Raw genomic sequence first — 22313 nt, forward strand, 5'->3', positions numbered from 1 at the left:
GAGCCTCGATTCGGCGCCATAGCGAAGCGCCAGGCAAGAACGAGAGGCTCCCTTTGACTGACACCAAACCCACCGAGCTCCCACCGGACCGCCCGCCGCTACTCCGCTCGCGCGAGCCCGCCTCCGGCGTACGGGGTGGGCCGCCGGCTCTTGATGCTGAGCGGCTTCGGGAGTTGTTTTCGGGGGCTGGGGCGGGGACCGTCGGGTTTGAGGAAGAGCTGCTGTTGGTGGAGCGGGCGACTTGGTTGCCCGCGGATGCCGGGGCCTTGGTGGCTGATCTCGACGATTCGCGGGTGAAGCGGGAGCTGCCGGCTTGTCAGCTTGAGATCGCGACCTCCGTCCACAAGGACGTGGCGGCCGCCGTCGGGGAGCTGCGGGCATGCCGGGCACTCATAGCCGCCGCCTGCGGCCCGGACCTGGCCGCCATCGCCGCGCCCGTCCATCCTCTCCTCGACGGGCCCGTCCCCCTCTCGCCGAGCGAGCGGACCGAAGCGCTCGCGACTCGCTACGGCGAGGTGATCCATCGGCAGCTCGTCTCGTCGCTACAACTCCACCTGGCCTTCGGCGACGCCGGCTGCACGCTGAGCGTCTACCACGCGCTGCGTGACCTGCTCCCAGAGTTGGCCGCGCTCGCCGGGGCCTCTCCCTACATCGGCGGTCGAGACACCGGCCTCTGCTCGGTTCGGCCGGTGGTCGCCTCCGGACTCCCCCGCCAAGGCGTGCCTCCCATCATCGACTCGTGGGAGCAGTTCGCCGACGATCTCGCCTGGCTGGCCCGAGGCGGCGCCGATGCTTCGGAATGGTGGTGGGAGCTCCGGCCACACCTCCGCTACGGCACGCTGGAACTACGCGTCCTCGACGTCCAGGCGACCACGGAGCGCACCAGCGCGATCGCCCGCTTCGTGTACGCACTCGCCGCCAGACTCGCCGAGCACCATCACCTCGGCCGGCTTCAACCACCCGCCCCGACATGGAGAATCGCCGAGAACCGGTGGGTCGCGCTGCGCGACGGAGTACGGGGTGAACTTCTGGACCTCCGTACCGGCGAAGCGCGACCGGCCCGTCGCTGTCTCCACGACCTGATCGACGCCGCCGAGCCCTACGCGGACGGCAGCCTCGACGACGTACGGGCGTTGGTCGATCACCCGCCGGTGGAGCACCTTCGAGCGCTCGGCCTTGACTCTGTTGTCCCCTGGCTCGCGGAGGTGTTCACCGCATGAAACTGCTCACCCTGCCGGGCGTCTTCGCGCCCATCTCCGACTCCTGGATGCTCGCCGACGCGATCCGCGAGGAGAACCTCGGCCCGGGTTCGCGCGCTCTCGACGTCTGCACCGGCAGCGGGCTGCTCGCGATCACCGCGGCAACCTGCGGCGCGGCCAGTACGGCGATCGACGTCTCGCGACGGGCCTTGCTCACCGTGCGGCTCAACGCGGCCCGGCACGGTGTCCGGGTCCGGACCCGCCGGGGGCGGACGTTTGAACCCGTGGCCGGTGAGCGGTTCGACCTGATCGTGAGCAATCCGCCGTACGTGCCGTCGCCGAGGCCGGATCTCCCTCGCCGTGGACCCAGCCGGGCATGGGAAGCCGGCCACGACGGCCGACTCATCCTCGACTCACTCTGCGATGAGGCTCCCGCCCATCTCCGTCCTGGTGGCGCGATCCTGCTCGTCCACTCGTCCCTCATCGGCACGGACGCCACCCTGGACCGGTTGCGTCGCGCCGGCCTGGTCGACGTCGAAGTACGAACGTCTGTACGGGGACCGCTGGGCCCGCTGATGCGAGCTCAACAAGCGGCCGGGATGATCCCTTCCGACATCGACGAGGAGGACGTGGTCATCATCCGGGCGTGTGCTCCACGGGTGTGAGTCGTTCGCGCGTTCCGTCGAGGTCGAAGCGCAGCGACTGACCCCGGCTCTCCGATTCCCACCCGGCGGCCAGGCCGAGCCGAACCAGGCGCGCGACCAGTGCCGAGGTGACGGGAGTCAGGTCGAACACCTCGGCTCGACGGTCCTGCGGGGTGGTGATGATGGGTCCGTAGTTGAGCCAGGGATCGTCGAAGGCGACCCGGACTTCCAGCTGCCGATGGCGCACCGGACCTCGCCGCCAGACCCGCACCACCACGTGGCCGGGATCGAGAGGACGGACCACCCACTGGTAGTCGATGTCGTCGACGGTCAACTTCCGCACACGCGCACGAGCCACGGACGCACAGTACAACCCGTTCAGTAGCTGGGGAGTTCGAGGCGGAGTCTGATGAGCTGGGCGTCGCTGGCGCCGCAGGTCGGGGGCAGGCGGACGTCGCTGGGTTGCTTGATGCGCGTGCTCACTTCGTACCAGAGAATGCTGGTGGCGATGCAGTTCGCCAGACTCTCCACATTCTCCAGGATCGACGCCGGCCAGGCAGTCCGGTCCAGGACTGCCAGGAACCGCCGTTCGGCCGCGAGGAGCTCGATCGCATCCTGACGCAGTACGTCGACCGACGCCGAGGCCTTCAGATCCGCGTCGAACTTGGCCAGCGCCACGTTGCGCGGCCGGACCGCGGTGACGAACACCTTGGCGGCCTGCTTGGCGGTCAACGCGGCCGAGGTCGGGCGCGGCCGCGGGGTGGTCGGTACGGGCGAGAAGGTGGCGGTAGCAGTGGCGGTGGAAGTGGTGGTGGAAGTGGTGGTAGCCGTGGCGGTTGGCGCCGGACTTGGGCGCACGGTCGGCGGGTTGAGATCATCCGTGGGGCCGTCGGTGCAGCCGGTGGAAAGCAGCACGATCGCGACGACCACTGCGGTCTTCACATTCATCGCGGCCCCTGTTCGCCTACTTCCCCACGATAGTTGGTGAAGTCAAGCCTTTCGCCTTGATTCGAAGAGCTGTCGCCACCCGCCGCAAGCTGCAACCCTTTCTGGGTTCGTTGTCATTTGTCTGGGGGAAATCGCATGATGCGGAAATTGGCTGCGCTCGCGGCCGGCACGACTCTTCTTGTCAGCACTGTCCCGGCGGCTGCCCAAGCAGTGAGCACGGCGGGCAATTCGACCTGCACCAGGTCGGTTCTCGACCTTCCGGCCGACTCCCTGCCCGGCTCGAGCGCGGCCCGTACTGCGGATCCGTCCGGCCGCTACCTGCTCGGCGAGGCGAACCGGGAGGGGCATCAGCACAGCCAGGCCGTGCTGTGGGTGGACGGTGTCCCGCGCTGGCTGTCGCCGGGGACGGAAGGCGGCGAGTCGTTCGCGTCCTCCGTGATCGAAGGTGGGCTCGTCGTCGGCAGCACCTACGGTCTGGATGGCACGGTCCACTGGATCTACTCCGCGCCGACCGACTCGTATCGACTGCTCGCGCCGCCGCCGGGCATTCAGATCTCCCATCTCACCGGGATGAACAAGCGTCAGGACATCGCCGGACTGGCCTGGGACGAAGAGCTCGGACGCCAGGTGCCCTTCGTCTGGCCCGCAGGCGGGCAGCCGCGCCTGCTCGCAGTACCGGCTGGTGGCGAGGTCGTGTATCTCGATGACATCTCCGACGAGGGGCTGATCGTCGGGAGGTTCACGCTGCCCGACGGTGGCACGACGAGCTACCTGTGGAAGTCCTACGGCGCGCAGCCGGTCCGGCTGCGCGGCGTTCACACGAAGACGGTGTGGGCCCGCGACATCGAGGGCCAGTGGATCGCCGGCCAGGAAAACGGCGGGGAGAATGCGACTGGGCTGATCTGGAGCACGCGGAGTCCGCGGATCGTCCAGATCGAGCAGGGCGTCGTCGACCTGAACAGTTCCCGCGATGCCGTGACTGCGGGGATCCTGGGTGTGCCGAACACCTATACCTCGTTGGTGATCCGCAGCGACGGAGCGAGGATTCAGTTCCCGGACGGCACGCTGCTCTCGCACATCTTCGAGCGCACCAACAAACTGACCGCCGCCGGCTACCACATCGCCGACTCGGGCATGCCTGAACCAGTCGTCTACGCCTGCACCGACTGACTGACCCCGACCTCCGGCAGCCGCACCGCGACGCACGGGTGCGGCTGCTGCCGTCCGAGGCTGGCCTGCGCTCTCGCGCTGCCGGGTCGAGGTGCTTCGGCGGCGGGTGGGACGATAGGTGGTGTGCAGGTGTTCTCGGGGCCGGTGGGTGAGCCCGCGATGGAGTTGGCGGTGGCGAACGCGCTGGTACGACGCGCTTCCGCCGGTGAGTTGACCGAGGCGGTGCGGATCTACCGGCCGGCCGAGCCGGTGCTCGTCTTCGGTCGGCGCGACACGCGTCACCGAGGCTTCGAGGCCGCAGTACGGGCTGGTCGTGAGGCCGGGTTCGTGCCACTCGTCCGGGCGGTGGGTGGGCGGCCGGTCGCCTACACGTCGGAGGCGCTCGTCATCGACCACGTTCGGCATGACCCGCGTGCGGCGGAGGAGCAGGAGCGGCGGTTCAAGGCGTTCGGGCAGATGATCGCCGACGAACTCCATTCACTCGGCATCGACGCCAGAGTCGGCGAAGTACCGGGTGAGTACTGTCCCGGCGCGCAAAGCATCAACGCCCGCGGCGCGGTCAAACTGGTCGGCACCGGCCAGCGGGTAGTCCGCGACGCCTGGCTGTTCAGCTCCCTAACGGTAATCGGCGACGACGCGCGGATCAGTTCACTCCTGACCCAGGTCTACGCCCACCTAGAACTCCCCTTCGCCCCAACCACAGTCGGCTCCCTCTCAACCGAACGCCCCACCCTGACCGCCTCCGCAGTCGAAGAACACTTCCACACCGCATACGCCCCCGGAGTCCCAGCCTCCGCCCTCGACCAACCAACCCTCGCCCTCGCCGCATCCTTCGCCCCCGACCACCGAGTCTGACCCCACGTACACTTCGATGCTTGGGCTTCGCGAGGTGAGGGTGGGTTGGGATGCGGCTGGAGCTGGCGAGGGTGTTGGGGGCTCGGGGGCAGATCAGTCGGGAGTTTGTGGAGACGCCGCAGTACGAGTGTGAGGCGTTGGGGGAAGTGCTCGGGTGCCGGGTCGTGTTGAAGGTGGAGACGCTCAATCCTGTTCGCTCGTTCAAAGGGCGCGGTACCGACACTGTTCTTGCTCGGTTGCAGGAGCGCGGTACTGCGAATGCTGTTGTGTGCGCTAGTGCGGGGAATCTTGGGCAGGCGCTGGCGTTCGGCGGGCGGGCGCGTGGGATCGGGGTGACGGTGGTTGCCTCGGCGGCGGCCAATCCGCTGAAGATCGAGCGGATGAAGGCGTTCGGGGCCGACGTGGTGCTGGTTGAGGGTGAGATCGAGGCTGCCTTGGAAACGGCGGCGCGGATCGCTGACGAGACCGGCGCGTTCTTGGTTGAGGACAGCAAGGACATCGGTACCTGCGAGGGCGCGGCAACGATCGGGGTCGAGCTCACGGAGTTGCCTGGTGCGCTTGACGCAGTACTGGTTTCGCTTGGTGCCGGCGCGATGGCGTCCGGCGTCGGCTTTGCGGTGAAGAGTTTGCGCGAGGGCACCGAGATCATCTGCGTTCAGCCTGAGCAGGCTCCGGCGATGACGCTGGCGCTGCGCGCAGGTCGGCCGGTCGAGGTCGGGGCGCCCGACACCATCGCCGACGGGGTCGCGGGACGGTACGTCATTCCCGAAGTACTCGACGATCTTTCAGCAGTCGCGGACGACGCTGTGCTGGTCACCGAAGCCGGGATCGTCGAGGCGATGCGGCTGCTCTACCGGCACGCCGGTCTGGTCGTCGAACCGGCTGCGGCGCTGGGCGTGGCTTCGATCCTGGAGAGCAACGGCCGCTTCAGCGGCAAGACCGTCGCAACCATCCTCTGCGGCAGCAACGTGACGCCAACGGACTTCGCCCACTGGATCCACGGCACCCCACCGTCAACCTGACCTGCAGGGTTAGGCCTGGCGGGGTTGGGCGGCTGAGATTTCGGCCGCGATCTCGGTGGCGATCTCGATCGCTCGGTCGGCCAGCGGAGAACGGGTGGTTCTGGCCGGCCAGTGCAGGTAGATCCCGCGGGCGGGGGCGGGACGGAGTTCGTGGATCGCGAGCCGGCCGTCGGAGCTGACCTCCGAGCCGTGCAGGGCGAGCCACGGCAGCACCGCCCAGCCGAGCCCGGCTCGGACCATCGCCAGGATCGCCTCGTTGCCCGGCGAGCGGAAGACGATGCGCGGTCGTGCCCCGCCGTCGGCGAGTGCCCGATCCATCCACGGCTTGTCGCAGCTCTCATGGCAGCCCACCATCGGCTTGCCGTCGAGCAGCTCCAGTGCCACCGGGCCGTCCGGAAGGTCGCGCGGCCGGGTCACCAGCAGGTAGGGGTCGTCGACCAGCTTGAGGTGCTCGACCTCGCCCTCGAGTGGCCGGTCGTGGAACAGCAGGTCCAGCTTGCCGATCTCCGGATCAGGAGGCGTTTCGCACAGCCGGATCTCGCACCCGGGGTGCTCGTCGCGGAGCCGGCTGACGAGCGACGGCAGGATCACGTTGGAGACGCTCTGGAAGGTGCCGATGTCGATCCTGCCGTCACCGGCCTTGAACCGGTCGACGGCCTCGACCAGCGCCTGGGCCTTCTCCAGCAGCTCGCGTCCGTGTTCCAGTACTACGGCGCCGAGCGGGGTGATCCGCACCGGCCGGGGACCGCCCGGGCGCTCGAACACCGGACCGCCGACCGCCTTCTCCAACGCCGCGACCTGCTGGCTGATCGTCGATTGGGTGTAGCCGAGCCGTCCGGCCGCTCGCCCGAAGGTGCCCTCTTCGACGATGGCCTCCATCGTCGCCAGATGCCGTAGCTCAACCTCGCCCATGCAGGTAAGCATAGCCGCTGCCGATCGCTTTCATCGGAAACAATCGCTTTTCACGATGCGTGCACGCCCATAACGTCTTAGACATGACAACCCACGGCACCGAGGCACCTGTCCGGCCGGCGACCGAGTCCCGGCCCGCAATCGACTCCCGCCCGCCGATCGCCGCCCAGTCGGCGACGCGATCGAAGCGTCAAGGCGGTCAAGGCCCGCAGGTACACCGGCGGACGCGGTCGCGGCATTCGAGCCTCGTCTGGGCCCTCACCGCCACGCACTTCGTGAGCCGGGCCGGCGGGGTGGCGCGGGCATTCCTCGTGCTCTACCTGACCCAGGAACGTGGCCTCTCGGCGAGCACGGCCGGTGCGGTGATCGCGGCGGTGGGCGTCGGGGACATCGGCTCGCAACTGCTGGGCGGCTGGCTCGGCGACCGGATCGGCCGGCGCAACACGATGCTGCTCGGGTTCCTGGGCACGGCCGTCGCGCTGATCGCGCTCGGCTCGGCGGAGTCGCTGGTGGCGATCTCGGCCGCGGCTGTCGGCGTCGGACTGATGGCCGAACTGTTCCGCCCGGTGGGGTCGGCCGCCGTGGCGGATCTGCCGGAGAAGGAGCGGCTCCGAGCCTTCGGTTTGATGTTCTGGGCGGCCAATCTCGGCTTCACGATCTCGACGGTGGCTGCTGGAGTTCTGGTCCGGCAGGGGTACGGCATCTTGTTCTGGTTCAACGCCGGGGCCGCACTCCTCGCGGCGCTGATCGTGTGGCGGCGTGTCCCCGAGACCCGTTCGCCGATGCAGAAGGCGACCCGACGGGCGTTGCTGCCGGCCCTCCTGCGTGATCCCGTGATGCTCGTGATGGCGGCGATTCACATCGTCTACTTCACGATGTTCCTGCAGGCGTTCTCGACGCTTCCGCTGATTATGACCGGCGACGGGCACGGTCCCGGAACCTTCGGTGCGGTGCTCGCCCTGAACGGGATCGTGATCGTCCTCTTCCAGCCGGTCGCCGTACGGCTGCTCGACGGCCGCGACACCGCGCGCATCCTGGCGGTTTCCATGTTGCTGGCCGGGGTCGGCGGTGGATTCGGTGCTGTTGTCCACAGCAACGTCGGCTATGTCGTTTCCGTACTTGTGTGGACGCTTGGCCAGATCGGCGTCTCGGTGATGTTCGGCGCCACCTTCGCCGGGATCGCGCCGGCCGACCTGCGTGGCCGGTACATGGGCATCGCGTCCACCACCTGGAGTCTGGGCGCAGTACTGGGCCCACTGCTCGGTACTGCGCTGCTCGACCACGCCGGCCGGACCGCGCTCTGGGCGGCCTGCTTGGCGATCGGGGTCGGACTGTTCGCCGCGCAACTCGCTGTCGCGCCGGCGCTGCGCCGTCGTACCGCAGAGCTAACCGCCACACGCTGAAACCAACTGGAGGAATGCGATGTCAACCACTGAGCAGATCATCAAGGCCAACGGCGTCGGGCTGTGCATCGAGTCGTTCGGCGACCCGAGCGACCCAGCCATCCTGCTGATCCACGGAGCCGGGCACTCCCTGCAAGCGTGGGACGAGGAGTTCGTACGCCGCCTGGCCGACGGCGGCCGGCACGTAATCCGCTATGACAGCAGAGATGCAGGGCAGTCGACTTCTTCGCCAGCTGGATCACCGGCGCACGGACTCGACGACCTCGTCGCCGACGCAGCCGCGTTGCTCGACGAACTCGGCATCGCCACCGCACACGTCGTGGGCATGTCGCAAGGCGCGGCGATCGGCCAACTCCTGGCACTGAATCACCCCGACCGCGTCGCGTCGCTGACCCTCGTGTCGGGAACGCCCGGCGGTCCCGGCCATCAGTACTCCGATCTGCCCGCGATGTCGCTCGAGCTCCAGGAGTTCTTCGGCAACGAGCCTTCGCAGCCGGACTGGTCAGATCGCGACGCCGTCGTCGACTATCTCGTCGAGGTCGAGCGCCCCTTCGCCGCGCACTCCCGCCCGTTCGACCTCGACGGCATGCGCGCAACGGCCGCTCGCATCGTCGACCACGCCGCGAACATCGCCGCGCAACTGACCAACCCCTTCCTGATCGACGCAGGCACCCCCTGGCGCGACCGCCTCAGCACCATCACCGTTCCAACCCTGGTGATGCACGGCACCGAAGACCCCATGTTCCCCATCGGCCACGGCCAAGCCCTGGCCGCCGAAATCCCCAACACCCACTTCATCCCCCTCCCCCAAACCGGCCACGAACTCTTCCCCCACCACACCTGGCCCACCACCATCCCGGCGCTTCTCAGCCACACGACCCCCTGACCCAGCCCATCGACGAGCATCGCCGGGTACGCCGTACCTGGCCGGCCCTGTCTCCTCAGAGCCCGGCGATGCTTGCCTACTTGGCGTCCCGACGCAGATTGGTCAGAGTTTGCTTCAGCTTGTCCGGCCCGACCAGGACCTCGCGGGCCTTCGAATCCACGCGAGGGCCGACCACACCGCGACTCTCAAGGATGTCCAACAGCCGCCCAGCCTTGGCTGATCCGACCTCCAACTTGCGCTGCACCATCGCCGTCGAGGCGAACTGCCGCGAGATCACCAACTCAGCCGCCTGCACCACGAGTTCGAGATCCTCGCCGATCTCCTGCTCGAGCCGCTTCGCACTCACCTCCGCGGCGCCATCGAGCGCATCGGCAATCCCCCGCAGCGTCTCCGCCAGCCCGGCGAACTGAATCTCGTAGAACACGTTGCGGCCACTCTTGGTCGCCCGCAGCACCCCAGCCGCCCGCAACAACGCAAGATGCCGCGAGACAACCGACGGGTCGACGTCGAGACGGTCGGAGAGCTCGGACACCGAACACGGCCTACCTCGCTCCGCGATCAGCCCCAGCAGCCGAACCCGCGATGGATCCCCCAACGCCCGGAACAGCTGGTGGGACAGGACGCCGTCCAGCTCCGCGGCCGAATCATCATCCTTGCTCATCTGTGCAAGTATGCACGCATCTCACGCACTCGTCGAGCGGGCCGGCCGCTGCGCTTGGGCGGATCGCGGCAGCGGCCGGGGGGTGGTTCGGCGGGGGGTTCCGCCAGTGGAATGGTTAGTTCCACCAGTAGAAGTGGTAGCCGCCGCCTCGGTAGTAGATCTTGCTGACGATGTAGTTCTTGACGAAGCCGTACTCGTACCATTGCAGGTGGCACTTGTCGAAGTCGTAGCCGCACGAGACCTGGCCTTCTGCCTGGGTGCCCGTGCCGGTGGTGGTTTGCGCGTTCGCCGTCGTCGCACCGCCGGCGACCACCGCTGCCACCATGGCCAGTGCCGCAACCGTTCGCGTAATGGGTTTCATGAGGTGATTCCGCCCTTTCACTCTCAACTTTGCCCTGCGCAACCTTGTTACGCCTTGTGGTTCGCCCAGTACCCTCTGCTACCAGAGCTAATCGTCCCGAAAGAGTTGAAAGAAGTCGCCGCGGTGGTGTCGGATCGGGGCAGCGGTGTTCGTAGCAGGAGTGAGCAACCGGAGCACAGGAGTTGATTCGTATCGACGCGGAGCAGACGCTCGTCCGGGTCCACCACGAGGAGTGGGCCCGCGTGGTCGCTTCCCTGACCAGGCGTTTCGGCGACCTCGACATCGCCGAGGAGGCCGCCGCCGAGGCGTTCGCGACGGCCGTCGAGCGGTGGCCGGCCGACGGTGTACCGCCCAATCCCGGCGCCTGGCTGACCACTACCGCCAACCACAAGGCCATCGACCGGATCCGGCGCGAGAGCAAACGCGACGACAAGCACAGGGAGGCTCAGATGGTGTACGACGACGATCCGCCCGAGCCGCTCGGTGCCATCGACGACGATCGGCTCCGGCTGGTCTTCACCTGCTGCCACCCGGCGCTGGCGCTGGAGACCCGCGTCGCGCTGACCCTGCGGATGGTCGGTGGCCTGACCGTGCCCGAGATCGCCCGCGCCTTCCTGGTGCAGGAGACGGCGATGGGCCAGCGGATCACCCGCGCAAAGGCGAAGATCAAGGCGGCTCGCATTCCCTATCGAGTTCCGTCGACAGAGGATCTCCCGGCCCGCGTCTCCGGCGTCCTCGCCGTGCTCTTCCTCGTCTTCAACGAGGGCTACCTGGCCACCGGTCCGGACTCCGATCCCGTCCGTCACGAACTGACGGCCGAGGCGATCCGGCTCACTCGCCTGATCCGCGGGCTGATGCCGCAGGACGGTGAGGTCGCCGGGCTCCTGGCGCTGATGCTGCTCACCGAGGCCCGCCGTACGGCGCGCATCTCGGCCGGCGGCGAACTGGTCCCCCTCGGCGAGCAGGACCGCGGCGCCTGGGACACCGCGTTGATTGCCGAGGGCCATCAGCTGGTCCGCGAGCGGCTGGCAACCGGGATGCGTCCGGGGCGCTACCAGATCCTCGCGGCGATCAACGCCGTCCACACCTCTGTCCGCGACGTTCGCGACACCGACTGGTCGCAGATCGTTGCCCTGTACGACCAACTCGTCCGCCTGGACCCGTCGGCGATCGTTGCCCTCAACCGCGCGATCGCGGTAGCCGAGCTCGACGGCCCCGACGTGGCGCTGGCGGCTGTCGACCAGCTGAAGGACAAGCTCGACGGCTACCACGCCTACCACGCGACCCGCGCCGACTTCCTCAGAAGGCTGGGCCGCAGCCAGGAGTCACGCGCGGCATACGACCAAGCCATCGAACTGGCCGGCAACACCGCCGAAACCGCCTACCTGACCCACCGCCGCGACCAACTGGCCAACTAACTGCGCCGACCCATCAAGCGGTGAGGGCGATCGCCTGCCGGGCAATCTCCCATTCTTCGTTGGTGGGGATCACCAGTACTGCGACCGGGCTGCCGTCGGCTGACACGGCGCGGGCCTGGTCGGAGGAAGCGTTGTTGCGCTCGGCATCGATTCTGATGCCGAGCGCATCCAGTCCAGTCAGCGAGGCCGTCCGAACAGCCGGCGAATGCTGGCCAACCCCTGCGGTGAAGACGATCGCGTCCACAGTGCCCAGTACGGCGTAATAGGCGCCGACGTACTTCTTGATCCGGTAGCAGTAGACGTCGAAGGCGAGTTGCGCGCGCTCGTCGCCGGCCTCCTGCCGACGGGTGAGTTCGCGGAAGTCATTCTGCCCGGCCAGACCCTTCAGCCCCGACTCGAAGTTCAGCTGATGGTCGATCTCGTCCAAGGACCGGCCGGCCTCGCGAGCCAGGTACGCGTGGACGGCCGGATCGAGGTCGCCCGATCGCGTGCCCATCACTAGGCCTTCGAGTGGGGTCAGCCCCATCGAGGTGTCCACCGACTGACCACCCCGTACGGCGGTCGCGGAGCAGCCGTTGCCCAGATGCAACACGATGAGGTTCACCTCGGCCGGCCCCCGACCGAGCAGCCGCGCGGCCTCAGCCGACACGAAGGCGTGCGAGGTGCCGTGGAACCCGTACCGGCGGACCCCGTACTCATCCAGCCATTCCCGCGGAACCGCATACGTATAAGCCTCTTCAGGCAAGGTCTGGTGGAACGCCGTGTCGAAAACCGCCACCTGCGGCAGCTCCGGGAACAGCCGGCGAGCCACCTGCATGCCCTCGACATTGGCCGGGTTGTGCAACGGAGCCAGCGGTACGAGCTCGGTGACCGCGGCGATCAGGTCGTCGTCGATCAGGACGGGATCGGAGAACCGCGCGCCGCCGTGCACGACCCGATGGCCGACGGCCGCGATCTCGAGGTCGTCGAGCGACGGGCCGTGCTTGCCGAAGGCATCGATCGCCGCGCGCAACGCGTCCTCGTGCGAGGCGATCGGCTGCGTCGTACGGGCTTCGCCTTCCGGTCCGTGATGGCGGTGGACACTTTCCTGTTCGCCGATCCGCTCGACCACGCCGGACGCGGCCGCCTCGCCGGAGGACGCGTCGATCAGGCTGTACTTCAGTGAGGACGATCCCGCGTTGATGACCAGGACATGATCGTTCATCGGCCCCTCCCCTGCTGGGCCTGGATGGCGGTGATCGCGACGGTGTTGACGATGTCTCGCACGGTCGCGCCGCGGGACAGGTCGTTGACCGGCTTCTTCAGTCCCTGCAGAACGGGGCCGACGGCAACGGCGTTCGCCGAGCGCTGCACCGCCTTGTAGGTGTTGTTACCCGTGTTGAGGTCCGGGAAGATGAACACGGTCGCCCGGCCGGCCACCGGCGAGTCGGGCAACTTCGTCTTGGCCACGGCCGCGTCGATCGCGGCGTCGTACTGGATCGGTCCCTCCACCAGCAGCTCGGGCGCGCGCTCGCGGACGATCGTCGTTGCCTTCGACACCTTTTCCACGTCCGAGCCGGTGCCTGAGGTCCCGGTCGAGTACGACAGCATCGCGACCCGCGGCTCGACGCCGAACGCCGCCGCGGTCGCCGCCGAGGAGATCGCGATGTCCGCGAGCTGCTCGGCGGTCGGATCGGGGTTCACCGCGCAATCGCCGTACACGAGCACCTGGTTCTCCAGGCACATGAAGAACACCGAGGAGACGACCGATACGCCGGGCAGCGTCTTGACCACTTCGAGCGCCGGCCGGATCGTGTGCGCGGTGGTGTGGACCGCGCCGGACACCATCCCGTCGGCCAGGCCGAGCTGCACCATCATCGTTCCGAAGTACGAGACGTCCTTGACCATCTCGCGGGCCCGCTCGAGGTCGACGCCGCGGTGGCTGCGCAGCCGGTGGTACTCCGCCGCGAAGCGCTCACCCAACTCCTCGTCGTCGGTACTGAGCACCCGCGCGGCCGAGATGTCCACGCCGAGGCTGGCCGCCTTCGCGCTGATCGTGACCGGATCGCCGAGCAGCGTCAGTTGCGCCACGCCCCGCCGGAGCAGCACGTCGGCCGCCCGCAGGATCCGCTCCTCGTCACCCTCGGGCAGCACGATGTGCTTGCGATGGGCAACCGCCTCGTCGATCAGCTGGTGCTCGAACATCAGCGGTGTCACCGCCGTACTGCGGGCGACGGCCAGCCGGTCCAGCAGCGCCGGCCCGTCGACGTACTGGTCGAAGAGCGCCAGCGCGGTGTCGACCTTGCGGGGAGTGTTCTTGGTCAGCCGGCCGCGGACGGCCGTCAGCGCGGTTGATGCGGCGTACGTGCCGAGACCGGTCTCGATGATCGGTGTGGTGCTGCCGATCCCCTCGATCAGCCGCAGGATCTGGTCCGGCAGCGCGAACCCGCCGTTGAGGACGATCGCCGAGATCTGCGGGAAGTTCTGCGACGCGTGCGCCATCAGGACGCCGACGACCACCTCCGGGCGATCGGCCGCGGTGACGACGAGGGCACCCTCGAACAGCCGGTCCAGCACGTTGGGCATCGTCATACCGGCGATCACGAGCCCGCTGACCTCGCGAGCCAGCAACCCGGGGTCGCCACTCAGCAACTGCCCGTCGACGGCCGTCATCAGGTCCGCCACTGACGGCGCACTGAGCAACGGCTCCTCCGGGATCGCGTACGCCGGTACGCCGACCCCGGCGAGCGCGGTGACCGTCTGGGCGAGCTGGTCCTTCTGGACCCGGTTGGCGATGACGGCGAACAGCGAGCCGTGATTGGCGGCCAGCTCGGTGCCGGCCAGGTCGGCCAGCGTGCGCAGGTTGACCGGGTCCTGGCCGGAGCCGTTGAGGACGAGCAGGACGGGCGCACCCAGGTTCGCCGCGATCCGGGCGTTGTAGGAGAACTCGGTCGGGGTGCCCACGTCGGTGTAGTCGCTGCCGAGGATCAGGACCGGGTCTCCCCGCTCGGCGATGTCGCGGTACCGCTGCACGATCCGGTCGAGCGCCGCGTCGGGGTCCTTGTGCACCTCGTCGTAGGTGACGCCGACGCAGTCGTCGTACGAGAGCGTCACGGCGTCGTGCGAGGTGAGGAGGTCGAGGACGTAGTCACGCCCACCGTGCAGCGCGGCGTCGGGGCGCACGATCGGGCGGAACACCGAGACCCGCTCGACCCGCCTGGACAGCTGCTGGAGCACTCCCAGCGCCACGGTGGACTTGCCGGTGAAACCCTCCACCGACGCGATGTACACGCTGCTTCCCATGCGATGAACCCTAGTCGGCGGGCAGTGCGGGCAGGTTTACCGGCTGGGCACCGGGCCGGCAATCTGGAGGTGGTGTGCGATGAGCTTCGAACGGCCCGACCCGGACACGCACAAGACCGTCACTGACACCGAGCTGAACGAAGCGCTCGAGAACGACCAGGTCGACGAAGCCCTGCTCGACGCCGACCGGATCGAGCACGACGACGGCCAACGCTCCCCCGGCCCCGTCCCGAACGAGGGCCGCCGCCCACCCCGCGAGCAGGACGTCACCACCGGCGCCGAGGGCAAACCGATAGAACCCCCGGACTGACCGGTACGCCGTACGCCGGGTTAGCACTCGTATCGGCGTACCGGCGGGGCTGGTTAGTTGAGTACGGGAATGTCGGTCACGACCGCGTAGTGGTCGGAGGGTGGGGGGTCGGGTTCGGTGCCGACGATTCTGGCGCGGCAGCGCGGTTGGCGGCCGGCGTCGAGGGTGGCCAGGACGTAGTCGATGCGTTCGTCCTCGATCCATTCGCCCTTGCCCAGGTACGGGTTTTTCGAGCTGTAGGTGATGCCGGGATCGGGCCGGCAGTCGTGCAGCACCGAGAGCAGTCTCTTGATCTCCGGCCGGTCCGGCGGAGCGTTCAGGTCACCCGCCAGGACCACCGGGTCGCCTGATGCAGACAGCTCGGCCACGAGCTCGACCAACGCTTCCGCCTCGTTCAGGCGTTCACGCTCTCGGTCTTCCTCCCAGTCCAGGCACGTGTTCAGGAAGTGCAGGCCGCGCTCACCGAGCCGGATCTCCGCCCGCAACGCGATCGTCTCGTCGGTCAGGTGATGCCGCTCGTACGCCACGAACGGATACCGGCTGAGGATCGCCAGACCGAGCTGGACCGAGGGGTCGGGATCCTGCGGCATCCGGGACGGCGCGAAGATCGACGACATGCCCAGCTCGGCACCGAGCACCTCGGACTGGCGCAAACCACCCGCGACCCAGCTCTCCTGCAGCGCGACGAGGTCCGGGCGGTTCGCCCGGATGGTCCTGGCGATCCTCCGTTGCCGCCACTGCCAGTTTCCGCCGAACCGTCCCCAGACGTTCCACGTCATGAATCGCATGAGAATCCTGTACCCACGACGCGCCGATCAATCTCTGGCTTGCTGCCGTTCGAGCTGCTGGTTCAGCTTGTCCACCTTGGCCTCCAGCCGCTCCATGTCCTCGGCGTCGACCCGGAAGATCAGGTGCTTGGCGCCGAGCAGCAGGATCGCCTGGAAGACCAGCTGCAGCCACTCGCTCTGCCAGTTCTCGAACGTGCTGGCGAAGAAGTTGGTCAGGTAGCCGGCCCACTCGAAGGCCTGCTGGTGCTCTTCCTGGTCGCTGCGGTACTCGCTGAGCTGGGTGAAGAACTGCCCGAGCCAGGAGCCGAGGAACAAGACAGCCAGCACGTAGACGGCGCCCCAGCGGCGGACATGGCTTTCAGGTTTTTTGTTCGGCCGGGGATCCGGCTCCAACTGGTCATTTGGGTTCATGCCGAACCGGTACCCATTTGCGTTGCCGCAATCAACAACAAAATGCCCGCAATCACTGCTGCCGGTCACAGAGGGTGTTTCAGCCCGGGGTACCGGTGGCGTGCCTTCGTCTTGCAGCAGGCGAAGGGCAGCTCGCGGTGAAAGGCGAGGTCGGCAGATGACCTTCGGTGGCGTCGACACCTACTACGACTACAACGAGAGACAGTGGCGCAGCCGGCGACTCGGCGGCGGCCCGGTCCGCAAGGGCCCGGCCTGTCCTCTCCCGACCAAGCCCCAGTCCGAAACCCGCGGCAACCACAAAGCGACCGACCAGGACCGCGAAGACTCCGAACCCGAGCCGGCCGAGGCCGACTCCTGACCCAGGCCACGTGACCCAGGCCCATGCCCCTGGCCGTCTGACCCTGGCCGAGCTGAGTCATCGGCAGCTTGGCAGGTTGCCGAAGAGGCCGGTGCGCAGCGCCCGGGTCCGCTCGAAGGCGCCACCGCGGTCGATCCGGTGCCCGTCGTCCGCGAAGCTGCTCAGCACGATCTGGGTGAGCGCCTCGTCGAGATCGCCGGGTGACAACTGGGAGCTCGCCAGGTCGTCCCCGGCGAGGTACGCGAGCCAGGCACCGGTGAAGCAGTCCCGCTGCATCCCGGCTTGCCGACCAGCCGTCGGCAGCTCCGCTGCCGTCTGTGCCGCCTCCGCCCACGCCTCGCTCAGAATCGCTCCGGTCGCGAGGTCACCGATCTGCTCGTGCACGCCCTGCAACCGGTCGCCCTCACCAGGTCGCACGGCAGGCGGGTCGAAGGTGGTCCCCGGCTTGAGTTGCGGAAGGGCGGAGGTCCAGAAGTCGTTCAGGCTGTCAGTCAGTACTGCGACAGCTTCGGGATACGGCAAGTTGCCACCGGTCTGGCTCTCAGCCACCGTGCGGAACGGCAACTCGGTGGTCACCACCCCACGCTCCGGGAAGCCGGCACACGCCTCGGCACCTTGCTCATAGCCGGTCTGGAAGGCGTTCACCCGATCGAACCCGAGTCCATGGGCCTGTTGAGCACCGGCCGGCGTACCGGGCTGGTCTCGCAGGGTCAGGATCGTGGCGACCGCGCTGTCCAACGCGCCGTCGGTGAAGCTGACCGCGTCGGTCGCGGAGCCCTCGGACCATCGGGTCCACGATCCGGCGAAGCAGTCGGCCTGCAGTTCCCGCACAACGGAAGGCGCGTCCACACCGGCCCGGGCCTGAACCGCGTGCCCGGTCTCGTGAGCGAGCACGATCGCCGGCGCGACGCTGCCGAACCGCTCGACCAGCCGCGGAAACAGCCCGGCCGCATCCCACGCGATGTAGTCGTCCTCCGGGGCGCCGCAGTACACCGCGTTGCCTTGGAGGTCCTGGTAGGTCAACCGCTCGCCACCGCAGGAGAACGGCGGACTCTCCGGCGTCTTCGGCTGGAAGCCACCCGCGGGCGGCACGAATTGACGGTCATAGACCTTCGGCAGCTCGCCCTCCCAGTAGTCGACCAAGCTGCGTTGCGCCGCATCACTGACCCCCTGCGCCGGACCGGACGTGCGTCCGAGCGACATGTCACCGGAGTCGTCCGCCTGGCGTTGCCTGGAGGCGAAGGCGATGGCGACGACGAGTGCCGCGACGACGATCAGCAGCCCGAAGCGCAGGGCGCCGCGTTCCGTCTTCCGGCGCGGCCCACGGGCGATCATGCAGCGTCGGTACCCCACGATTCGCGCTGTAGTCGTGTGGGGTTGAAGACGAAGCCGCTGGCGAGGCGGGCGGGGAAGCGGCGGAGGGAGATCGAGAGGTCCTGCTCCGGTACTTCGTAGTCGAGGCGGGCCAGGCGGTGGCAGAGGGCTTCGAGCAGGGTGATGGTGATCATCTCGCCGGGGCACCGGTGGCCTGTGCTCGGATCGCCGCCGCCTTGCGGGACCAGTTCGTCGCGTTCCACTGGATGCTCGAGGAAGCGTTCCGGCCGGAAGGTGTCGGGATCGCCCCACAGTGCGGGGTCGTGGTTCTGGCCGTACAGGTCGAGGAGGACCAGTGAGTCCGCGCGGATCGCTTCGCCGCGCCAGGTCAGGTCGGTAACCGCGACGCCGCCGACGAACGGCGCGAACGGGTAGTACCGGCGTACTTCGTGGACAAAGGCCGCCAGGTACTGCGAGTCCTCCCCCGCCAGCCGGTCGCGATGCTCGGGCCAACTGTGCAGCGCGTGAGCCGCGTAGGCCGTGAACCACGCGATGGCCACCGTCGGCCTGATGATGTTCAGCAGCTCGACGGCCGCGACGTGCGGCGACAGCAATTCGCCGCCCGCGTCCCGATGCGATGCCACTACCTCGATCGGCGAACCCGCTGCGGGCAGGTGTTCCCCGGCGCGCACCTGCTCGACGAGTCCGACCAGCCAGTCCTCACACCGTCCCCGGGCCCGCCGAGCCTGCCAGTGGCGTCGTCCGAGCGAGCCGAACCCGTCCACCAGCGAAACCAGGTCCGAGGCCAGCGGAGCCACCATGTCGTCAGTCACCGGAACCCCTGCCCACCGGCAGACTCCGCGGGTCAGAATCCGGCTCGTCTCGTCGAAGAGCACCGTGTCGCCCGTCCAGTGCGGAACGGCCTCGTCCCAGGCTTCGGCGACCTGTTCGACCAACGCGGCAACGGCCTTCTCGTCGGTCAGCAGGGTCACGAACAGGGACTTGCGGACCCGATGCATCTCGCCGTCCAGACCATGTACGCCGCCCTTGCCGAACAACGTCCCGCGCACCGGCTCGGGCAGCGCCCCGCCACGACGGACGTGCCGTTCGTCGTAGAAGAATCGCACCGCCTCCGGTCCCCGCAACCCGACCGCCGGCTGACCCATGATCCGTGCCCGCGCGAGACCTCCCGTACTGCGGCGCAGGCGGCCCGGCAACCAGCGGTAACCCTCCGCGAGCAGCCGCGCGGTGTCGTCCAAACGGAGCAGGTGAGGTGTCTTCACCGCCCTCAGGTACCCACGCGGCCGAAAGCTATGGCCGCAGCTCGATCGTTGCCAACAGCATCGAGAGCGCGGCCGCGGTGGACTGCTCCAGCACCGAGGCGGGATCACCATCGAAGTGGTACTCCGCGACGTCCTCCCCACGAGCCGTCGCCACCGAGATGAACACCGTCCCGGCCGGCTTGCCCTCATCGGGATCCGGACCACCCACCCCGGTCACCGCGAGCCCGAAGTCCGAGCGCATCAGGCGGATGACCCCACGAGCCATCTGCCGGGCACACTGCTCGGTGACCACGGGCCCGGGCTCGACCCCCAGTACTTCGAACTTGACGTGCGCGGCGTACGCCACGACTCCCCCGGCGAACCAGCTGCTGGCCTCAGGTGCGGCGCCAAGCCTGCTGGCCAACTTGCCACTGGTCAGCGACTCGGCCACCGCGACCGTCTGCTTGTTCTCCCGAAGGAGCCGGGCGACGGCCTCGGCGAGCTCTGCCGCGTCCTGCGTCGGTCCACCCATCGATCTGCCTGTGCCTTTCCATCCGGTGAAGAGACCGCCCGGTACCCGGTCACCAGCCGGTCATTCGACGCGGCGCGGGGAGCAGGCCGACGATTGGTCTGTAGATGCTGACATAATGACAAAGCGAGGACGGTTGCGCTGGATCGAGGCGGTGAGGAGTGCTCGGCGTGGAGGAACGGATGGGAAGTCTGGACGGGCTGGTCGAGATCGACAGGTCGAGTCCGGTGCCGCTGTACTTCCAGGTGGCGCAGCGGCTGCAGGAGCTGATCGAGTCCGGTGAGATCCCCTCGGGGACCAAATTGGACAACGAGATCGTGGTCGCCGAGCAGCTCGGGCTGTCCCGGCCCACGGTCCGCCAGGCCCTGCAGTACCTGGTCGAGAAGGGCCTGCTGAGCCGCAAGCGGGGCGTCGGTACGTCGGTGGTCAACAACCGGGTACGCCGCAAGGTCGAGCGGACGAGCCTGTTCGAGGATCTTCTCCGGGCCTGTCGCCGCCCACGCACCGAAGTACTGTCCTGCCAGCTCGTCGAGGCCCCGGAGAACGTCGCCACCGGTTTGGGACTCCCGGTCGGAGCTGAAGTGCTCGCCCTCGAGCGTCTCCGCTTCGCCGATGACGAACCACTCGCCATCCTGCGCAACCACGTGCTCCCCGACCTCGGCGTGACCGCCGAAGGGCTGGCCGATCGCGGGCTCTACCAACTGCTCCGCGCCAACGGCCACGAGGTGAAGTCGGCCGAGCAGTCGGTCAGCGCACGGAAGGCGACCGCCGCGGAGGCTGGTCTGCTCAACGAGCCGCGCGGAGCGACGCTGCTCAAGGTGCATCGGGTCGCGTACGACGCCAACGCCCGGCCGATCGAGTTCGGCCGCGACCTGTACCGCGCATCGCTCTACTCGATCGACATCTCTTTCGGTTTCGACTGACGGTCTTAGTGGCTGCGTTTCAGCATCGCGTCGGACAACGCATCGGCGCACTCCCCGAGCCGCAGCCCGACGACATCGAGCCGGCGCAACAACTCCCGCCGCTTCAGCAGGTCGGTCGACACGTCCTGCTCGAACAGGCTCGCCACCGCCGACTGATAAAGCTGACGCACCCGCCCAGCACACTTGCGCACGGCAAGGGTCGTCACGGTCACCTCAGCCGGCCGGCGCGGAAGACTCGCGACCGCCGTCTGCAGCAACGCCAACCCTTCGGCCACCGCCGCGAGAATCTCCAGATCCTCAACTTCCGGGTCAGCGCGATAAAGGTCGGTCTCCCGCACGAGATCGCGCAGGTTGTCCAGTACGTCGTCCACCGACCGCGACAACCGATAGAGATCCTCCCGATCGATCGGGGTGGTCAGCGCCGTCGACAACTCCCCCACCAGCACGGCCCGCAGGGAGTCGCCTGCGTGCTCGACGTCGACCATCTCCGCCCGCGCGTCCGCGGGACTCAGCTCTCCCCTGGTCATCCGCGCGGTCAGGCTCACCCCGTCGATCGCCATCCCGAGCTGGCTGTGCAGCGCATCCAAAGCCCGATGATGTGTGCGGCCGGTCAGATCGTCGTACAGTCTGCGAATCCTCATGGCGTCACTCCGTTGACAACAAGTCCGATCAAGAGGCCGCCGACCAAGCCGGCCGGGAGCGTCACCGCCCAGGCGATCGCCAGCGGAGCGGTGTACTGCCAGCGGATCGAGCGCGGCCCGTCGTTCAGCGCCGCACCCACCAGGCCACCCGTGGTTGCCTGAGTCATGCTGACCGGTACGCCGAGACCCGCGGTACCGAACACCGCGACCGATGCAGCTACTTCCGCAGAGATGACATGGCCAGGTCGCATCCGCAACAAGGTCGCCGTCGCGCCCTGACCGACTCGCCGCAAACTGACGGCCGCCCCGAGCGTGAAGACCCCAGCGATCGCAAGCACGAGCAGGACCTCACCACCGAGCGCCACCGGATGCCCCGCAACAGCGGCGGTGGTCGCCACCACGGCAAACATCTTCTGACCATCGTTGGCCGCGTAGGCGAGACTCTGACCTGCAAACGCGAGCAGCTGCGTTGCGCTCGTCCACCGAGCCACGCGGTTGATCGGCATGCGCCGTACGACCTGGCCGAACAAGAACGCCAGCGCCATGCCCACGAAGGGAGCGGCCGCACCGAGGGCGAGTACGAATCCGAGCCGGGCCCAGTCAGGTGACGAGCCCAATCCGACCGCGGCGCCGGCGATCGCGCCGAGCAGGGCCAACGTGATGCTGGTCGGTATCCCACGCCAGGTGAACGCGAGCACCAGACCGATCGCCACCACGGTTCCGACCAGAAAACTCAGCTGGCCCTCGACGAGCTTGCTGGTGAACGTCTCGGCAACCCCCAACCCGAAGACTGCCGGACCAACCGCAACGGCGAGAGCCAGCACCACCAGCACCAGTACGCCGGACGCGCCGCGATGCCGGATTCCCAACGACAGCAGGGCTCCCCCATCGTTCGCCCCACAAACGAACACAAACACCACAGCAACCCCAACAACCACGGCCGACACGACGCCCTCTCCCTCTCTTCCAGCGACTTTGTGCACGACCTGAGCGCCCGGAGGGGAGCCAGGCGCTCC

General features: G+C 68.1%; 25 protein-coding genes. 11 read left to right on the plus strand and 14 right to left on the minus strand.

The features are described 5' to 3' along the window. Positions 1 to 53: 53 nt before the first annotated feature. Together ACQPYM_RS24520 and ACQPYM_RS24525 are read left to right on the plus strand one after the other, a co-directional pair. Positions 54 to 1220, plus strand: coding sequence for a carboxylate-amine ligase (locus ACQPYM_RS24520; RefSeq protein WP_433004152.1), 1167 nt, complete (start codon positions 54 to 56; stop codon positions 1218 to 1220). Beyond that, positions 1217 to 1864 (plus strand): HemK2/MTQ2 family protein methyltransferase, encoded by a 648-nt coding sequence (locus ACQPYM_RS24525; protein WP_433004155.1) that lies wholly within the window; start codon positions 1217 to 1219, stop codon positions 1862 to 1864. The genes ACQPYM_RS24520 and ACQPYM_RS24525 overlap by 4 nt, the downstream gene beginning before the upstream one ends. Here the strand turns inward: ACQPYM_RS24525 and ACQPYM_RS24530 are convergent. After that, complete coding sequence (locus tag ACQPYM_RS24530) at positions 1836 to 2201, minus strand: hypothetical protein (RefSeq protein ID WP_433004158.1); 366 nt, start codon at positions 2199 to 2201, stop codon at positions 1836 to 1838. The two genes, ACQPYM_RS24525 and ACQPYM_RS24530, sit on opposite strands and share 29 nt — an antisense overlap. A gap of 20 nt (positions 2202 to 2221) precedes the next feature. Then, on the minus strand, positions 2222 to 2791 hold the full coding sequence (locus ACQPYM_RS24535; RefSeq protein WP_433004161.1) for a hypothetical protein: 570 nt from the start codon (positions 2789 to 2791) through the stop codon (positions 2222 to 2224). A gap of 135 nt (positions 2792 to 2926) precedes the next feature. On the opposite strand from ACQPYM_RS24535, the gene ACQPYM_RS24540 reads away from it, so the two are divergent. The 3 genes from ACQPYM_RS24540 (at position 2927) to ACQPYM_RS24550 (ending at position 5838) form a co-directional block, all read left to right on the plus strand. Then, positions 2927 to 3961, plus strand: a complete 1035-nt coding sequence (locus tag ACQPYM_RS24540) for a hypothetical protein (protein ID WP_433004163.1) — start codon at positions 2927 to 2929, stop codon at positions 3959 to 3961. Between the two features lie 123 nt (positions 3962 to 4084). Then, positions 4085 to 4816 carry a lipoate--protein ligase family protein gene (locus ACQPYM_RS24545; protein WP_433004166.1) on the plus strand — a complete coding sequence of 244 codons (732 nt, stop codon included), beginning with the start codon at positions 4085 to 4087 and terminating at the stop codon, positions 4814 to 4816. A gap of 50 nt (positions 4817 to 4866) precedes the next feature. Continuing rightward, on the plus strand, positions 4867 to 5838 hold the full coding sequence (locus ACQPYM_RS24550) for a threonine ammonia-lyase (protein ID WP_433004169.1): 972 nt from the start codon (positions 4867 to 4869) through the stop codon (positions 5836 to 5838). 9 nt (positions 5839 to 5847) lie between these two features. Here ACQPYM_RS24550 and ACQPYM_RS24555 read toward each other — a convergent pair whose 3' ends face one another. After that, positions 5848 to 6750, minus strand: a complete 903-nt coding sequence (locus ACQPYM_RS24555) for a LysR family transcriptional regulator (protein ID WP_433004172.1) — start codon at positions 6748 to 6750, stop codon at positions 5848 to 5850. A gap of 83 nt (positions 6751 to 6833) precedes the next feature. Here ACQPYM_RS24555 and ACQPYM_RS24560 point away from each other — a divergent pair, with 83 nt between their 5' ends. Both ACQPYM_RS24560 and ACQPYM_RS24565 read left to right on the plus strand, forming a co-directional pair. Next, a complete protein-coding gene (locus ACQPYM_RS24560) occupies positions 6834 to 8153 on the plus strand; it encodes an MDR family MFS transporter (RefSeq protein ID WP_433004175.1) in 1320 nt (439 codons plus the stop codon). Between the two features lie 19 nt (positions 8154 to 8172). Further along, positions 8173 to 9039 (plus strand): alpha/beta fold hydrolase, encoded by an 867-nt coding sequence (locus tag ACQPYM_RS24565; RefSeq protein WP_433004178.1) that lies wholly within the window; start codon positions 8173 to 8175, stop codon positions 9037 to 9039. Between the two features lie 76 nt (positions 9040 to 9115). Here the strand turns inward: ACQPYM_RS24565 and ACQPYM_RS24570 are convergent, their stop codons facing one another. Together ACQPYM_RS24570 and ACQPYM_RS24575 are read right to left on the minus strand one after the other, a co-directional pair. Beyond that, positions 9116 to 9700 (minus strand): metalloregulator ArsR/SmtB family transcription factor, encoded by a 585-nt coding sequence (locus ACQPYM_RS24570; RefSeq protein WP_433004181.1) that lies wholly within the window; start codon positions 9698 to 9700, stop codon positions 9116 to 9118. A gap of 115 nt (positions 9701 to 9815) precedes the next feature. Continuing rightward, the gene (locus ACQPYM_RS24575; protein ID WP_433004184.1) at positions 9816 to 10061 is read right to left on the minus strand and encodes a hypothetical protein; all 246 of its coding nucleotides are present in this window, start codon (positions 10059 to 10061) and stop codon (positions 9816 to 9818) included. Between the two features lie 182 nt (positions 10062 to 10243). On the opposite strand from ACQPYM_RS24575, the gene ACQPYM_RS24580 reads away from it, so the two are divergent. Further along, entirely contained in the window at positions 10244 to 11479 is a 1236-nt protein-coding gene (locus tag ACQPYM_RS24580; RefSeq protein WP_433004187.1) for an RNA polymerase sigma factor, read from the plus strand. A 13-nt stretch (positions 11480 to 11492) separates the two neighbouring features. On the opposite strand, the gene ACQPYM_RS24585 is transcribed toward ACQPYM_RS24580, so the two are convergent. Together ACQPYM_RS24585 and pta are read right to left on the minus strand one after the other, a co-directional pair. Next, complete coding sequence (locus tag ACQPYM_RS24585; RefSeq protein ID WP_433004190.1) at positions 11493 to 12683, minus strand: acetate/propionate family kinase; 1191 nt, start codon at positions 12681 to 12683, stop codon at positions 11493 to 11495. Then, positions 12680 to 14761: a phosphate acetyltransferase gene (gene pta, locus ACQPYM_RS24590; RefSeq protein ID WP_433004193.1), complete on the minus strand. Its 2082-nt coding sequence runs from the start codon at positions 14759 to 14761 to the stop codon at positions 12680 to 12682. Before pta ends, ACQPYM_RS24585 begins: the two co-directional genes overlap by 4 nt. 79 nt (positions 14762 to 14840) lie before the next feature. Here pta and ACQPYM_RS24595 point away from each other — a divergent pair, with 79 nt between their 5' ends. Then, positions 14841 to 15071: a hypothetical protein gene (locus ACQPYM_RS24595; RefSeq protein WP_433004196.1), complete on the plus strand. Its 231-nt coding sequence runs from the start codon at positions 14841 to 14843 to the stop codon at positions 15069 to 15071. A gap of 53 nt (positions 15072 to 15124) precedes the next feature. Here the strand turns inward: ACQPYM_RS24595 and ACQPYM_RS24600 are convergent, their stop codons facing one another. Both ACQPYM_RS24600 and ACQPYM_RS24605 read right to left on the minus strand, forming a co-directional pair. Beyond that, positions 15125 to 15859, minus strand: coding sequence for an endonuclease/exonuclease/phosphatase family protein (locus ACQPYM_RS24600; RefSeq protein ID WP_433004199.1), 735 nt, complete (start codon positions 15857 to 15859; stop codon positions 15125 to 15127). Positions 15860 to 15886: 27 nt separating this feature from the next. Further along, positions 15887 to 16270, minus strand: a complete 384-nt coding sequence (locus tag ACQPYM_RS24605; protein WP_433004202.1) for a DUF6766 family protein — start codon at positions 16268 to 16270, stop codon at positions 15887 to 15889. 157 nt (positions 16271 to 16427) lie between these two features. On the opposite strand from ACQPYM_RS24605, the gene ACQPYM_RS24610 reads away from it, so the two are divergent. Then, positions 16428 to 16628: a hypothetical protein gene (locus tag ACQPYM_RS24610; RefSeq protein ID WP_433004205.1), complete on the plus strand. Its 201-nt coding sequence runs from the start codon at positions 16428 to 16430 to the stop codon at positions 16626 to 16628. A 57-nt stretch (positions 16629 to 16685) separates the two neighbouring features. On the opposite strand, the gene ACQPYM_RS24615 is transcribed toward ACQPYM_RS24610, so the two are convergent. Genes ACQPYM_RS24615 through ACQPYM_RS24625 form a run of 3 tightly spaced genes read right to left on the minus strand, consistent with a single transcriptional unit; the run spans position 16686 to position 19736 of the window. Beyond that, the gene (locus ACQPYM_RS24615) at positions 16686 to 17963 is read right to left on the minus strand and encodes a neutral zinc metallopeptidase (protein WP_433004208.1); all 1278 of its coding nucleotides are present in this window, start codon (positions 17961 to 17963) and stop codon (positions 16686 to 16688) included. After that, the gene (locus ACQPYM_RS24620) at positions 17960 to 19225 is read right to left on the minus strand and encodes a cytochrome P450 (RefSeq protein ID WP_433004211.1); all 1266 of its coding nucleotides are present in this window, start codon (positions 19223 to 19225) and stop codon (positions 17960 to 17962) included. The genes ACQPYM_RS24615 and ACQPYM_RS24620 overlap by 4 nt, the downstream gene beginning before the upstream one ends. A 28-nt stretch (positions 19226 to 19253) precedes the next feature. Further along, complete coding sequence (locus tag ACQPYM_RS24625; protein ID WP_433004214.1) at positions 19254 to 19736, minus strand: CinA family protein; 483 nt, start codon at positions 19734 to 19736, stop codon at positions 19254 to 19256. A gap of 179 nt (positions 19737 to 19915) precedes the next feature. On the opposite strand from ACQPYM_RS24625, the gene ACQPYM_RS24630 reads away from it, so the two are divergent. Continuing rightward, complete coding sequence (locus ACQPYM_RS24630; protein ID WP_433004217.1) at positions 19916 to 20656, plus strand: GntR family transcriptional regulator; 741 nt, start codon at positions 19916 to 19918, stop codon at positions 20654 to 20656. 5 nt (positions 20657 to 20661) lie between these two features. Here ACQPYM_RS24630 and ACQPYM_RS24635 read toward each other — a convergent pair whose 3' ends face one another. Continuing rightward, on the minus strand, positions 20662 to 21297 hold the full coding sequence (locus tag ACQPYM_RS24635) for a DUF47 domain-containing protein (protein ID WP_433004220.1): 636 nt from the start codon (positions 21295 to 21297) through the stop codon (positions 20662 to 20664). Next, complete coding sequence (locus ACQPYM_RS24640) at positions 21294 to 22244, minus strand: anion permease (RefSeq protein WP_433004223.1); 951 nt, start codon at positions 22242 to 22244, stop codon at positions 21294 to 21296. The genes ACQPYM_RS24635 and ACQPYM_RS24640 overlap by 4 nt, the downstream gene beginning before the upstream one ends. Positions 22245 to 22313 lie beyond the last annotated feature (69 nt).

The sequence above is a fragment of the Kribbella sp. CA-294648 genome (assembly GCF_050943845.1).
Lineage (GTDB): Bacteria > Actinomycetota > Actinomycetes > Propionibacteriales > Kribbellaceae > Kribbella.